The sequence below is a fragment of the Metabacillus herbersteinensis genome (assembly GCF_042433335.1).
In the GTDB taxonomy this organism is placed as follows: Bacteria; Bacillota; Bacilli; order Bacillales; family Bacillaceae; genus Metabacillus; species Metabacillus herbersteinensis.
In genome coordinates this window covers 115,851-129,825 of sequence record NZ_JBHLVO010000004.1, presented here as the reverse complement: position 1 = coordinate 129,825, position 13,975 = coordinate 115,851, and the positions used below count along the sequence as shown (strand labels likewise).

Annotated in this window: 13 protein-coding genes; all 13 read right to left on the bottom strand. The window is 37.1% G+C overall.

Annotated elements, in window-relative coordinates:
* The 13 genes from fliF to sucC all read right to left on the bottom strand — a co-directional run bounded on the left by fliF (window position 1) and on the right by sucC (window position 13,884).
* Entirely contained in the window at window positions 1-1,593 is a 1,593-nt protein-coding gene (gene fliF, locus ACFFIX_RS07505) for a flagellar basal-body MS-ring/collar protein FliF (protein WP_378932145.1), read from the bottom strand.
* An 89-nt stretch (window positions 1,594-1,682) separates the two neighbouring features.
* Entirely contained in the window at window positions 1,683-1,988 is a 306-nt protein-coding gene (gene fliE / locus ACFFIX_RS07500; protein WP_378932143.1) for a flagellar hook-basal body complex protein FliE, read from the bottom strand.
* Between the two features lie 11 nt (window positions 1,989-1,999).
* Window positions 2,000-2,452 (bottom strand): flagellar basal body rod protein FlgC, encoded by a 453-nt coding sequence (gene flgC, locus ACFFIX_RS07495; protein WP_378932141.1) that lies wholly within the window; start codon window positions 2,450-2,452, stop codon window positions 2,000-2,002.
* Window positions 2,453-2,454: 2 nt separating this feature from the next.
* A complete protein-coding gene (gene flgB / locus ACFFIX_RS07490; RefSeq protein WP_378932139.1) occupies window positions 2,455-2,844 on the bottom strand; it encodes a flagellar basal body rod protein FlgB in 390 nt (129 codons plus the stop codon).
* 477 nt (window positions 2,845-3,321) lie between these two features.
* The gene (gene codY, locus ACFFIX_RS07485; protein WP_378932137.1) at window positions 3,322-4,101 is read right to left on the bottom strand and encodes a GTP-sensing pleiotropic transcriptional regulator CodY; all 780 of its coding nucleotides are present in this window, start codon (window positions 4,099-4,101) and stop codon (window positions 3,322-3,324) included.
* A 45-nt stretch (window positions 4,102-4,146) separates the two neighbouring features.
* Window positions 4,147-5,544: an ATP-dependent protease ATPase subunit HslU gene (hslU, locus tag ACFFIX_RS07480; protein WP_378932136.1), complete on the bottom strand. Its 1,398-nt coding sequence runs from the start codon at window positions 5,542-5,544 to the stop codon at window positions 4,147-4,149.
* 17 nt (window positions 5,545-5,561) lie between these two features.
* Window positions 5,562-6,104: an ATP-dependent protease subunit HslV gene (hslV, locus tag ACFFIX_RS07475; RefSeq protein WP_378932134.1), complete on the bottom strand. Its 543-nt coding sequence runs from the start codon at window positions 6,102-6,104 to the stop codon at window positions 5,562-5,564.
* Between the two features lie 25 nt (window positions 6,105-6,129).
* The gene (xerC, locus tag ACFFIX_RS07470) at window positions 6,130-7,047 is read right to left on the bottom strand and encodes a tyrosine recombinase XerC (protein WP_378932132.1); all 918 of its coding nucleotides are present in this window, start codon (window positions 7,045-7,047) and stop codon (window positions 6,130-6,132) included.
* Window positions 7,048-7,109: 62 nt separating this feature from the next.
* Window positions 7,110-8,417 (bottom strand): FADH(2)-oxidizing methylenetetrahydrofolate--tRNA-(uracil(54)-C(5))-methyltransferase TrmFO, encoded by a 1,308-nt coding sequence (gene trmFO / locus ACFFIX_RS07465; protein WP_378932130.1) that lies wholly within the window; start codon window positions 8,415-8,417, stop codon window positions 7,110-7,112.
* A 156-nt stretch (window positions 8,418-8,573) separates the two neighbouring features.
* Window positions 8,574-10,649 (bottom strand): type I DNA topoisomerase, encoded by a 2,076-nt coding sequence (topA, locus tag ACFFIX_RS07460; protein ID WP_378932128.1) that lies wholly within the window; start codon window positions 10,647-10,649, stop codon window positions 8,574-8,576.
* Window positions 10,650-10,857: 208 nt separating this feature from the next.
* Window positions 10,858-11,739: a DNA-processing protein DprA gene (gene dprA, locus ACFFIX_RS07455; protein WP_378932126.1), complete on the bottom strand. Its 882-nt coding sequence runs from the start codon at window positions 11,737-11,739 to the stop codon at window positions 10,858-10,860.
* A gap of 66 nt (window positions 11,740-11,805) precedes the next feature.
* On the bottom strand, window positions 11,806-12,708 hold the full coding sequence (sucD, locus tag ACFFIX_RS07450) for a succinate--CoA ligase subunit alpha (protein ID WP_378932124.1): 903 nt from the start codon (window positions 12,706-12,708) through the stop codon (window positions 11,806-11,808).
* A gap of 15 nt (window positions 12,709-12,723) precedes the next feature.
* Window positions 12,724-13,884 carry an ADP-forming succinate--CoA ligase subunit beta gene (sucC, locus tag ACFFIX_RS07445; RefSeq protein ID WP_378932123.1) on the bottom strand — a complete coding sequence of 387 codons (1,161 nt, stop codon included), beginning with the start codon at window positions 13,882-13,884 and terminating at the stop codon, window positions 12,724-12,726.
* Window positions 13,885-13,975 lie beyond the last annotated feature (91 nt).

Genomic DNA, 13,975 nt, shown 5'->3' with positions numbered 1-13,975 from the left:
CTACTCTTCCGATATCCATGAGCGTAAAAGCTTCGCAAAGTCTTCTGGCTTTTCTTTCGCCATCGCTTCAAGCTGCTTTTTACGAACTGTTCCTTCTGTTTCTACTTCTTTATTAATATCTTGTACTCGTATTGGTTCATTTATTGTTAATTCTTCATCTTCAACAATTTCTTCTTCTTGCTTACGTTTACGGAATAATAAAACCAATAATAGAATTATGACAATTAGAAGGACACCGGCTACAACGTAAATCCAAATTGGAATTGTAGGTACCTCAGCCTCTTCAAATGTTTGTTTACCTGCGAAAGGTTGAACAGATACGACTATTTTTTCACCGATTTCGTCTTCAGTTAATGGCTCTTCATTAAAGCCCTTATCAATCGATGTACGAACAATTGTTGATAGAATTTGTTCGATGTCATCCTCTCTCTCCTGAGGGAAAGTAAGGGGATCTTCAGGATTTGGTGGTTCAACCATTACTTGAATTCCTAGATCACGTACTTTATAAGGACTTTCAACAATTTGTTTTTTTATTCGATTTACTTCATTGTTAACACGTTCTTCAATTCGCTCATAGTCCCCGTTACCCTCAGCGCCTGCAGCTTCATAATTTGGAATGTCATCTTCACCCGTACCAGTTAATCCACCTGCAGCTGCACCATCACCTGTAAAGGTTTCGGTAATCCTCTCCACGCTAACTGAAAGGCCTTCCATATTTTCCTCATCAACTGGCTCAACTAGGTTTTCTTCTCTGTTTTCTTGGGTAAAGTCTATATCAGTAGTGACTGAAACAACCACTTTGTCTTGCCCCATCATCGTTCCGAGCATTTTTTGGACTTCTCGTTGAATATCGCGTTCAATCTCATCTTTAATATCTTGTTGTGTTGAAAAACTCGCAACCGTTGCAGAATTTTCATCTTTATTTAAGTCATAATAATCAAAGTTTTGATCCATAATGACGATATTGTCAGTAGAAAGGTTTGGCACACTTTTTGACACCAAATGATAAAGTGCGTTTACCTTTGCTTGATCTAACTTGTGACCTGGCTTCAGATTCAAGACAATTGAAGCTGAAGAGCCTTCTGTTTTTTCACCAACAAAAACGGACTCTTGAGGTAAGTTAATCATGACGTTTGCATCGTTTACTCCTTCGATGCCTTTCATAAGATTAACTAATTCCGTTTGTGTTGCTTTAAGCTTTAATACGTCAAATTCATTATCAGTCATTCCGAAACCAGCATTTTCTCCAAAAAACGAGTAATCAATCGTTCCACTGTCTGGAACACCTTCTGCTGCAAGTTCTACTTTAAGCGTATCCACTTGCTCTGAAGGAACCATAATTGTTGCACCGTTATCTGCAATTTCAGACTGTATTCCTCTAGCATCTAACGTTTCTTTTATTTGGCCAGTTTCGAGAGGAGAAAGGTTTTTATATAAAGGAACCAAACTAGGTTTAGCAGCCCAAATTGAGATAAGAATAATGGCCACTATAAAGAGGGCAGCCCCACCAATTATTATTCCTCTTTGCAACTTTGTTCGGTTATTCCACATTTCTTTGGCCTTGTTTTTTGAGGCCATTAACTTTTCATTCATTCTTCGTAATCCCCCGGTTATGATGACATCAACATTACTTAGTTACCATGAACCGTTCTTAAGTGTCTAAGAACAAGTAGTAACGTAATCTAGACTTGCATTCTCATCATCTCTTGGTATGCTTCAATCGCTTTGTTGCGAACTTCGATTGCTGTAACCATCATTACGCTCGCTTTTTCAGCCGAGATCATTACGTCATGCAATTCGACATTTTTTCCGGAAGCAAGTGCATCAGTCATTTTATCTGACTCATTTTGAGCTGTGTTTACTTCATTAATTGATTGCTTTAGAATCTCTGAGAAACTTGTTTTTGGTTCACTTATGGGATTGCTGTTAGTTGTTTGAGGTAATGGTTGTCCAGGTTGTATTTGAAATGGAGTTACCCGGTTAATCATGACTGTTCACCTTACTTTCCAATTTCTAGAGCTTTCATTAACATGCTTTTTGAAGCATTAAACACGGTTACATTTGCTTCGTATGAACGGGTACTACTCATAATATCAACCATTTCTTTAAGAGGGTCAACATTTGGGAGAGATACATAGCCTTCTTCGTTGGCATCTGGATGTTCTGGATCAAATACTAACTTAAAGGGTGTTTCATCTTCTACAATCTTTGTTACCTTAACCCCGCCACCAACACCATGTCCATTGTCCATCGCTTTATTTAGATATGATGAGAACTCGGCACCTTGTGGTTGGGTTTCGACCATTTTGCGACGGTAAGGTTGCCACCCACCATCCACATACGATCCTCTAGTTGTATCAATATTAGCCATATTCGAAGAGATGACATCCATTCTAAGTCGTTGGGCAGTTAGTGCTGAGGCTGAAGTACTAAGATTTTGAAAAATTGCCATGTTTATCTACCACCCTGTATAACAGTTTTAAGCGATGTGTATTTCCCACTGATACGATCAACTAATGCGTTAAAGTGAATTTGGTTTTTAGCCATATTCGCCATCTCTTGGTCGATATCTACATTATTTCCGTTTTGTTGATAGGTAGAATTCGTTTTGGTATAAACATTGAACTGTGATTTTGTAGAAGAGAAGTCAACATGTCGATGATCTGATTTATATGCGTCTAACTTTTGCATTTCATTTGTAAGTGATTGACTAAACTTTACATCTTTAGCTTTGTAATTTGGTGTATCAACATTTGCTATGTTGTTTGCGATCGTTTTCTGTTTCATAGATGAATAATTAATTGCATTTTCTAATGAATTTAGTGTGTTCGAAAAAATTTTCAATGATATCCCCCATAAAATGAAATCTATTAACGAATCGTATTATGTCGAAATATGTTATTTTTATCTAATGTAATTGTAAGAAATAATAGTCTTAAAGTCTATTAAGACTTTGTAAAAAAAAGTCGGAAATTATATCTATTTTTATAACAGGACTATAGGACTATAAAAATAGACCTATATTTCAGAAGATTTCGTCGATTGTAATGGCGATTCTTGTCGTGTTTAGCGCAGGAAGTTCTAGTGTTTTTTTGCAATACCATCAAGTTATCATACTATAGATACAGAAAACATTGTTTATATTTTGGTAAAATTAAATTTTATACATTTTGCCGTTAACAATTGGCTTTACAATTCGACAAAAAAACACTTCAGATGTCTGAAGTGTTTTTTGTTTAATAAATTATTATATTTTTGAACTGTAAGGTAATGTTTTGACGTCCCCTATTGACGCACAGGATGTCGGGCTTTTGTAGCTAATTAGTTTGATTTCAGTTTTTCAAGTTCTAGTAAGAATTTATTGTTAAGAACTTTGATATATGTGCCTTTCATACCTAATGAGCGGGATTCAATAACTCCAGCACTTTCAAGTTTACGCAGTGCATTTACGATAACAGAACGTGTAATTCCAACGCGGTCTGCTATCTTACTTGCCACAAGCAGTCCTTCATTTCCGTTGAGTTCTTCAAAAATATGTTCAATTGCCTCTAATTCACTATATGACAATGAGCTAATTGCCATTTGAACAACAGCTTTGCTTCTAGCTTCATCTTCAATTTCTTCTGCTTTCTCTCGAAGAATTTCCATCCCTACAACCGTTGCACCGTACTCAGCTAAGATTAGATCGTCATCTTCAAATTGAGCTTGAATTCTTGCTAAAATTAATGTACCAAGTCTATCTCCACCACCGATAATTGGAACAATTGTCGTTAAACCCTCTTTAAACAATTCCCTGTTTTCAACTGGGAATGCCGTGTATTCACTGGAAAAATCCAAATTAGAAGAAGTTTCAGAAATGTTGAATAAGTTTTGTGTATATTCTTCTGGGAACTGACGATCTTCAAGCATTTTTACCATACGGTCGTTTTCAATCTTTTGATTTATTGCAAATCCTAAAAGTTTTCCTCGTCGACTTAATACGAAAATGTTAGCTTCAATCACATCACTAAGTGTTTCAGCCATTTCCTTGAAGTTAACTGGTTTACCAGCTGATTTTTGTAACAAAGCATTAATTTTACGTGTTTTTTGTAATAAAGCCATTGATTGGTTCCTCCTGTAACGTTTAAAACGTTTATAAGCTATTTTTTATAAAATAAATTGACTTAAATCTTTATTTTTAGCAATTTTATTGAGTTTTTCATCAACGTATTGCGGAGTAATCAAGATTTTATCTAAATTAATATCGGGTGCTTCAAATGACAAATCTTCTAAAAGACGCTCTAAGATCGTATGTAATCTTCGTGCTCCGATATTATCTGTATCTTGATTAACTTCAAAAGCTACTTCTGCGAGCTTACGAATAGCATCGTCAGAAAATTCAAGTTGTATACCTTCTGTAAACAATAATGCTTGATATTGTTTAATTAATGCATTATCAAGCTCCACTAAAATTCGAACAAAGTCTTCAACACTTAGCTTGGTTAGTTCAACACGGATTGGAAATCTACCTTGCAATTCTGGAATTAAATCAGATGGTTTGGCAATATGAAAAGCACCTGCTGCAACAAACAAAACATGATCTGTTTTAACAGGCCCATACTTAGTGACAACTGTTGAACCTTCAACTATTGGTAAAATATCGCGTTGGACTCCCTCTCGTGACACATCTGCTGAAGATCCACCATTAGATTTACTCGCAATTTTATCAATTTCATCTATAAAAATAATACCTGTTTGCTCAGCACGTCTAACCGCATCTTGTGTGACTTCATCCATATCAATCAGTTTTGCAGCCTCTTCGCTTGTAATTACTTTTCGTGCTTCTTTTACGGTTAACTTTCTTTTTTTCTTTTTCTTAGGCATCAAGTTACTAAAAGCATCTTGCATATTCATACCCATTTGTTCCATACCTGAACCTTGTAGCATATCAAACATTGAGGCTTGTTGTTCCTCAACTTCTACGTTCACATAGTGATCTTCAAGCTCACCTAATGCAAGTTGATGTGCAATCTTACGTCGTTTTTCTTCTACATTTACTTCTTCACTTGGTTCTTCTTGCTCTTGATTACCCTGGTTCCCACCAAAAAGCATTTCTAGTGGATTTTTGTAAGCTGTTTGCTTCTTTTTTCCCGGAACAAGAAGTTCTACGAGGCGTTTATTCGCATTTTCTTCAGCTAATCCTTTAACTTCAGACATTTTGTCTTCTTTTACGATTCGAACAGAAGTCTCTACTAAATCACGTACCATCGACTCAACATCTCTACCCACATATCCAACTTCTGTAAATTTTGTCGCTTCAACTTTGATAAAGGGTGCACCCACTAGTTTTGCAATTCTTCTTGCAATTTCTGTTTTTCCAACGCCTGTAGGACCGATCATTAAAATATTTTTAGGGACAATTTCTTCTCGAAGTTTTTCATCTAACATACTTCTACGATAACGATTGCGCAAAGCAACAGCCACTGCTTTTTTTGCATCTTTTTGCCCTACTATATATTGATCTAAACGTTCAACAATCTGTTTGGGTGTAAGTTCTTTATTCACCTTAATTGCCCCCTTAGTTAAAGTTCTTCGACAATAATATTATCATTTGTATAGACACAGATTTCTCCAGCAATTTTCAAAGCACCTTCCGCAATGTCCTTTGCCGAAAGATTATCTCCAGCGAAACGTTTCAACGCTCTTCCAGCAGATAATGCGTAGTTCCCACCCGATCCAATTGCTAAAATCCCATCATCAGGCTCAATAACTTCACCAGTTCCAGAGATAAGTAAAATATCCTCTTTGTTCATGACAATTAACATGGCTTCAAGCCTTCTTAATACCTTGTCACTTCGCCACTCTTTTGCTAACTCGACTGCTGCTCGTTGCAAGTTGCCATTGTATTCTTCGAGCCTGCTTTCAAACAGCTCAAATAAAGTAAAAGCGTCTGCAACAGATCCTGCAAAACCAGCCACAACTTTTCCATTGAATAGCTTTCGTACTTTTTTTGCTGTATGCTTCATCACTACAGCATTTCCGAACGTTACTTGGCCATCTCCAGCCATCGCACATCTGTCATTATGTTGAATAGCAAATATCGTTGTCGCATGAAATTGAGACATGTTTCTACCTCCCTAGTTTTAAAGGCTATGCTCGCGGGTGATGGGACATATAAATTTTCCTTAGGTGGTCTTTCGTTACATGTGTATAGATCTGTGTAGATGAAAGATGTTCGTGTCCTAATAATTCTTGCACACTTCTCATATCTGCTCCTGCGTTCAGCAAATGCGTTGCAAAGGTATGCCTAAACATATGAGGATTGATATGAATAATTGATGAAGTGTGTTTAATTAGCTCGTTAAGGACATGTCTAACTCCTCCCACAGTTAACGGCCCCCCACGATGATTAACAAAAAGTACAGAGTGTTCTTCACTAGGCTTAAGATGCTTTGTTAATTCATTTCTTCCTTCAGAAAGATATAATTCTAAAGCATCCTGTGCAAAGCTCCCAAATGGAACATATCTTTGCTTGCTACCCTTACCTTGAACAAGTACTGTGCCGATTGAAAAATCAAGATCAGCTTTGGTAATCTTACAACATTCACTTACTCGAATCCCAGCACCATACAAAACCTCTAGTATTGCTTGGTTTCTTTGACCAATAGGTGTTGAAAGATCTGAGACTGTAAAAAGCTTCTCAAGTTCTTCCTCATATAAGAATTGAGGAATTTTTTGTTCTTGTTTTGGCAATGAGACAAGCGCAAAAGGGTTTTCAGTGACAAGCTTTTCCCTTAGAAGAAATTTGTAAAGGCTTCGTAAAGATGAAATTTTTCTCGAAATTGATTTTCTAGCAAAATTTTTTTTATGTAACTGGGTTAAGTATAAACGGGTATCCGTGTACGTTACTTTCTCAACCTGATCAATTGCCTGCTCATTCATAAAGGAAAAAAAATCCTTTATATCAGTAACATAATTCACAATTGTATATTGTGAATAATTTTTTTCAATTTGTAAATATTCTACGAAGAAATTTAATGAATTCTTAACATTTCCCTGATTTTCCATGTTAACACCTCACAAGGGCTACTAAATGTTATCACACATTTAATAGCCCTTGCAAATGGTTTTTATAATTTTTTCGCAATTTTTTGAATTGTTTCTAAGGCTCTGTTAGCGAGCGTTTCATTCCGTTCTTTTTTGTTTTTGATACGAACTGGAAGGTCAGCGAATAAACCAAAATTTGCGTTCATCGGTTGAAAATTTTTACCATTAGTTGTTGTAATGTACCTAGCCATACTTCCGATAGCTGTTTCGTGAGGAAATTCAATTAACTCTTTTCCTAAAACGAGATGAGCCGCATTAATTCCAGCGAGAAGGCCTGATGCCGCTGATTCTACATAGCCCTCAACACCTGTCATTTGACCTGCAAAGAAAAGATCTGATCGATTTTTAGATTGATAAGTAGCATTTAATAGGTTTGGTGAATTAATGAAAGTATTTCTGTGCATTACACCATACCTGACAATCTCAGCGTTCTCTAGTCCAGGGATAAGAGAGATGACTTCTTTTTGTGGGCCCCATTTTAAATGTGTCTGAAAACCAACAATGTTGTAGAGTGTTCCTGCTGCATCATCCTGTCTAAGCTGAATAACAGCAAAAGGACGTTTATCTGTTTTCGGATCTTCCAGACCTACTGGTTTTAGAGGGCCGAATAACATTGTTTTTCTTCCTCTTTGAGCCATTACTTCAATTGGCATACAGCCTTCAAAAAAGATTTCTTTTTCGAATTCCTTTAACGGAACAGTTTCTGCAGAGATTAACGCCTCATAAAAACGATCAAATTCCTCTTCTGTCATTGGGCAGTTCAAATAAGCTGCTTCTCCCTTATCATAACGGGATTTCAAATAGACCTTGTTCATATCGATGCTATCTTTTTCAATAATTGGAGCTGCAGCATCGTAAAAATACAAGTACTCTTCACCTGTTAAGGTCTTTAGTTGCTCTGATAAGGATTTCGACGTTAAAGGTCCTGTCGCGATGATAGTTGGTCCTAAAGGAATTTCGACTACTTCTTCATTCAAAACCGTAACATTAGGATGTTCTTTTACTCGTTCTGTCACTTTGTCAGCGAACTCATGACGATCGACCGCTAACGCTCCACCTGCTGGAACTGCACAATCATCCGCAGATTTAATGATAACCGAATCAAGAATTCTCATTTCTTCCTTTAATACACCAACAGCATTCGTGAGGGTGTTTGCCCTTAGTGAATTGCTACATACTAGCTCAGCAAACTTGTCTGTATGGTGGGCAGGGGTTTTTTTCACTGGTCTCATTTCGTATAAATTAACTTTTACTCCTCTGTTAGCAAGCTGCCAAGCGGCTTCACTTCCCGCGAGTCCTGCTCCTATTACATTAACAACTTGTTCCTTCATTATCCATACCTCCATTACAAACATAAAGAAGGTGAGCGTGTATATGCTCACCCACAGACTGTTGACAACCGCACGCATTTTAATTGCTACCTATTTTACACTTTACCCACGATAGATAAATCCGCTCCTGAACTTGTAGCCCCTTTATGTTTTGTGCTATTTTTGTTGTTCCTCTTTATAATCACAGTTCATACACGAGACTTGTATACCTTTTTTTAATTTTTTCTCAACTAGCATTGTATCACACTTCGGGCAGTTTCTCGCAATTGGCTTATCCCAGGATAAAAAATCACACTGAGGAAATTGATCACAGCCATAAAAAATACGTTTTTTCTTAGATTTTCGTTCAACAATGTTACCATTCTCACATTTTGCGCATTTAACGCCAATGTCTTTTACAATTGGTTTCGTATTCCGACATTCAGGGAAATTTGAGCAAGCCATAAATTTACCAAATCTGCCCATCTTGAAGACCATTGCAGTTCCACACAGATCACAATCAACACCAGCAGGCTCATCTTTTATTTCAACTTCTTCCATCTCATTCTCAGCCTTTATAAGCCTAACAGCGAAATCCTTGTAAAAGTCATCTATGATTTGTACCCATTGAATTTGGCCATCTTCTACTTCATCTAAACTATTTTCCATATTTGCAGTAAATTCAACATTAATAATCTCAGGGAAAAATTCCCTAATTAACTCTAGAACAATATCGCCTAATTCTGTTGGAATGAACCTCTTATTATCTAGTGATACATAGCCGCGCTTTTGAATTGTATCTAATGTTGGCGCATAGGTTGAAGGTCTTCCAATCCCAGACTCTTCTAACGTTTTTACTAGACGTGCTTCCGTATATCTCGGTGGTGGCTGGGTGAAATGTTGAATCGGTTCAAGATCTTTTGAGAAAACTTCATCTCCCTCTTTTAAATCAGGGAGCATTTTGTCCTTCTCTTCAACTCCGTCATCATTGCCCTCAACGTACACCTTCATAAAACCAGGGAATTTGACTTTCGAGCCAGTCGCTCTAAATAATACGCCATTGTTAGTTAAATCTACGCTCATCGTATCTAACACAGCTGGTGCCATTTGACTTGATACAAATCGCTCCCATATTAGCTTGTACAGGCGTAATTGATCACGACTTAAATATTCTTTTACCGAACTTGGGTCACGAAGTGCCGATGTAGGTCTAATCGCTTCATGAGCATCTTGTGATTTTGGATTTTGTTTTATGCTCTTCTTCGGTCCTGCTGTGAATTCTTTACCAAATTGGTCCTCAATATATTGTAATACTTCCTGTGTCGCAGTATCTGATATTCGGGTTGAATCCGTTCTCATATAGGTAATTAAACCAACTGTTCCATCTTTTCCAAGGTCTATACCTTCATATAATTGCTGAGCAATCATCATTGTTTTCTTTGCTCGAAAGTTTAGTTTTCTAGCTGCTTCTTGTTGAAGAGTTGATGTTGTAAATGGGACGGCTGGATTTCTTTTTCGTTCTTTTTTTGTGACGTTCGAAACAATAAAGGTATTACCTTTAATATTCTTGAGTATTTTCTTTACCTCTTCTTCGTTGGGCAGAGGTGTTTTTTTTCCATCTATTCCGTAAAAAGATGCTTCAAATTCTTTTTGTCCTTTTAGGAAATGAGTTTCAATGGACCAGTATTCTTCTGGTAGAAAGTCTTTAATTTCTTTCTCACGGTCAATAATAAGTCGAACTGCAACCGATTGAACACGGCCTGCGCTTAATCCCTTTTTCACTTTTTTCCAAAGAATTGGACTTATTTTGTAGCCTACTAATCTGTCAAGAATTCGACGTGCCTGTTGTGCATCTACAAGATCCATGTTAATTGCGCGAGGATGTTTGAATGATTCCTTAATAGCATCTTTTGTAATTTCATTAAAAACAACGCGGCAATCTGAGTGGACATCTATATCGAGACTATGCGCTAAATGCCATGCAATTGCTTCCCCTTCGCGATCCGGGTCAGCTGCGAGGAAAATTTTTTTTGCTTTTTTAGCTGCAGTCTTTAATTCCTTTAATACACTACCTTTTCCTCTAATTGTAATGTACTTAGGTTCGAAGTTATGATCAACATCGACTCCAATTTGACTTTTAGGCAAATCGCGAATATGCCCCATTGAAGCCTTTACTTTATATTTTTTTCCTAAATATCGCTCAATTGTTTTAGCCTTTGCTGGCGATTCAACAATCACTAAATAGTCCGACATGCTAATTTTCCTCCCTAAGAGGTATTCTCTCTCTTTTCATTTCTCAAGTATAGTTGTACTCTACAGGTTTAGATAATGTATGTAAATGGAATGTTCTTAATCTAAATCTCCACTATTATTAAATATTTCCATGCAATTTGTCAAACTGTATTTGAATAATTCTTATAACCTGAGGGATTATCAACGTCTGTGATTTCAACTTTTTTGGTCACACAGAGTATAATTCTTCGGTAATATGGGATGAGCACGTAATCAGTTTTGCCCCTTGTTGAATGAGTCCATTAGTTCCAGTACTATTGCTTTCAAAAATAGAGCCTGGTACAGAAAAAACTCCTCGGTTTTGTTCTAAAGCAAGCTGTGCAGTAATAAGAGAACCACTTCTTTCTTTAGCTTCAACAACGATTGTTCCTTGACTGAGTCCACTAATAATTCGGTTTCTCATTGGAAAATGCCATTTTTGAGGAAGTGAGTTTGGTGGATATTCTGAGAGGATAAGGTTAGAAGGCATCATCATCAGAGCTAATGTTTTGTTCTCTTTAGGATACAGGTGGTTAAAACCTCCACCGATCACCGCAATTGTGTATCCATTGTTGTTTAGCGCTGTTCGATGTGCACATGCATCGATTCCTTTAGCAAGTCCACTAACGATAACCCAATTTTTTTGGATAAGTGGCTTTAATATGTGTTCAGTTACCTTTAGGCCATAGGTAGAAGGATTTCGAGTCCCGACAACACTGATTAATTGGTTATCTCTATTTAGCAATTCTCTATTTCCTTTGCAGAATAAGTATAAAGGAGGGTCAGCAATTTCCTTTAATAAATAAGGGTAGGTAGGATCTGAAATAGACAGAAAGAAGATATTATTCGTCTTATAATTCTGTTCTAACTTTTCAACGTTTACTTCACGAAAATCATAACGAAATGTATCGATCCTGTCTTGAGACATTTTAAAATAGTACTTATAGTCGCTGTCGTTTAGCTCATCAACAATCTTAAGCGTTGGGTCAACTTTGTAAAGTTTTAAAAGAGTTTGGCTAGTGAGTCCTCTGCAGTGTGCAAGTAGGAATACCTTCTTAGAAACGTCGTTCATTCGTTCCTCCTAATTAATATAGATAATTTTAAAGGAAGGAACAAAAAGGTCCCTTCCTTTAATAAATTAATGTGTTTTACATTTTTCTAGTAAGCCCTGTTCTTTTAATACAGAGATTAATGTTTCACCCATAACAGAAGGTGTCTCTGCAACTTTAATACCGCACTCATTCATTGTTTTCATCTTTTCTTCTGCAGTACCTTTACCACCAGAGATAATCGCTCCTGCATGGCCCATACGCTTTCCTGCAGGGGCTGTTTGACCACCTATAAAGCCTACAACAGGCTTAGTCATATTTGCTTTAACCCATTCAGCTGCTTCTTCTTCAGCAGTTCCACCGATCTCACCGATCATAATGACGGCATAAGTCTCTTCATCTTCATTGAAAGCTTTTAAAACATCGATGAAGTTTGTTCCATTTACAGGGTCTCCACCAATTCCAACAGCTGATGATTGACCAATTCCAGCTTGAGTTAACTGATGAACCGCTTCATAGGTTAAAGTTCCTGAACGGGAAACAACTCCAACATGACCTTTTCTGTGAATGTAACCAGGCATAATCCCGATTTTACATTCGTCAGGCGTAATAACACCTGGGCAGTTTGGTCCTACTAGGCGTGTGTTTTTCCCTTCCATGTAACGCTTCACTTTTACCATGTCCAGTACCGGAATATGCTCTGTAATACAGATGACGATGTCAAGCTCTGCATCTACACCTTCCATAATTGCATCTGCTGCAAACGCTGCAGGTACATAAATGACAGAGGCATTAGCACCAGTTGATTTCACAGCTTCTTCTACCGTGTTAAAAACTGGTAGACCTTCAACTTCAGATCCACCTTTACCAGGAGTAACTCCGCCGACAATTTGCGTACCATATTCTAGCATTTGTTTTGTATGAAATAACGCTGTAGAACCAGTAATACCTTGAACAATTACTTTTGTATCTTTATTAATAAATACACTCATTTTGTCCCTGCCTCCTTACCCTACTAATGAAACGATTTTTTGAGCGCCGTCAGCCATTGACTCTGCAGACGTAATATTTAAGCCAGAGTCGTTTAAAATTTTCTTACCTAAATCAACGTTCGTACCTTCTAAACGCACAACTAAAGGAATTGTTATTCCTACTTGTTTTGTAGCTTCTACAACACCTTCTGCAATGATGTCACATTTCATAATTCCACCAAAAATGTTAACGAAAATACCTTTAACGTTTTGATCAGATAGAATAATTTTAAACGCTTCTGTTACTTTTTCTGCAGTCGCGCTGCCCCCAACATCAAGGAAGTTTGCGGGATCTCCACCATAATGTTTAATAATATCCATTGTAGACATCGCAAGTCCTGCGCCATTAACCATACAACCAATATTTCCATCAAGAGAAATATAGCTTAAGTCATATTTAGATGCTTCAATTTCCTTCGCGTCTTCTTCATCTAAATCACGGTATTCGATGATATCTTTGTGACGGTATAATGCATTTGCATCAAAATTTAATTTTGCGTCAAGTGCCATTATTTTTCCATCACCGGTAACAACTAGTGGATTAATCTCGGCAATTGAGCAATCCTTATCAACAAAAACTTGGTATAAGCCCATCATGAATTTAACAGCTTGTCCTACTAGTTCACGTGGAATATTGATATTAAATGCAATTCTTCGAGCTTGATAGCCTTGTAGCCCAACTGCTGGATCAATTACTTCTTTAAAGATTTTTTCAGGTGAATTTTCTGCGACTTCTTCAATCTCAGTTCCACCTTCTTCAGACGCCATTAACACAACGCTTGAAGTTGCACTGTCTAATACTAAACCAATATAATATTCTTTCTTAATGTCACAACCCTCTTCAATAAGTAAGCGTTTTACTTCCTTACCTTCTGGGCCTGTTTGGTGTGTTACAAGCGTTTTCCCTAAAATTTCTCCTGCATATGCACGAGCTTCATCTAGATTTTTCGCTACTTTAACCCCACCTGCTTTACCGCGTCCACCTGCATGTATCTGTGCTTTAACAACTACAACCTCTGTTCCAAGTTCTTTGGCAGCTTCAACTGCTTCATCTACAGAAAAAGCTACACGTCCATTCGGTACTAAAACCCCATACTTTCTAAGGAGTTCTTTACCTTGGTACTCATGGATATTCATCTTCCATCCTCCTACCTATGTACGTAATAAAAAAAATACTGCGCTTTCATTTTATTAGATAGTTGCTACCTTGTCTACCATTCAACACAAA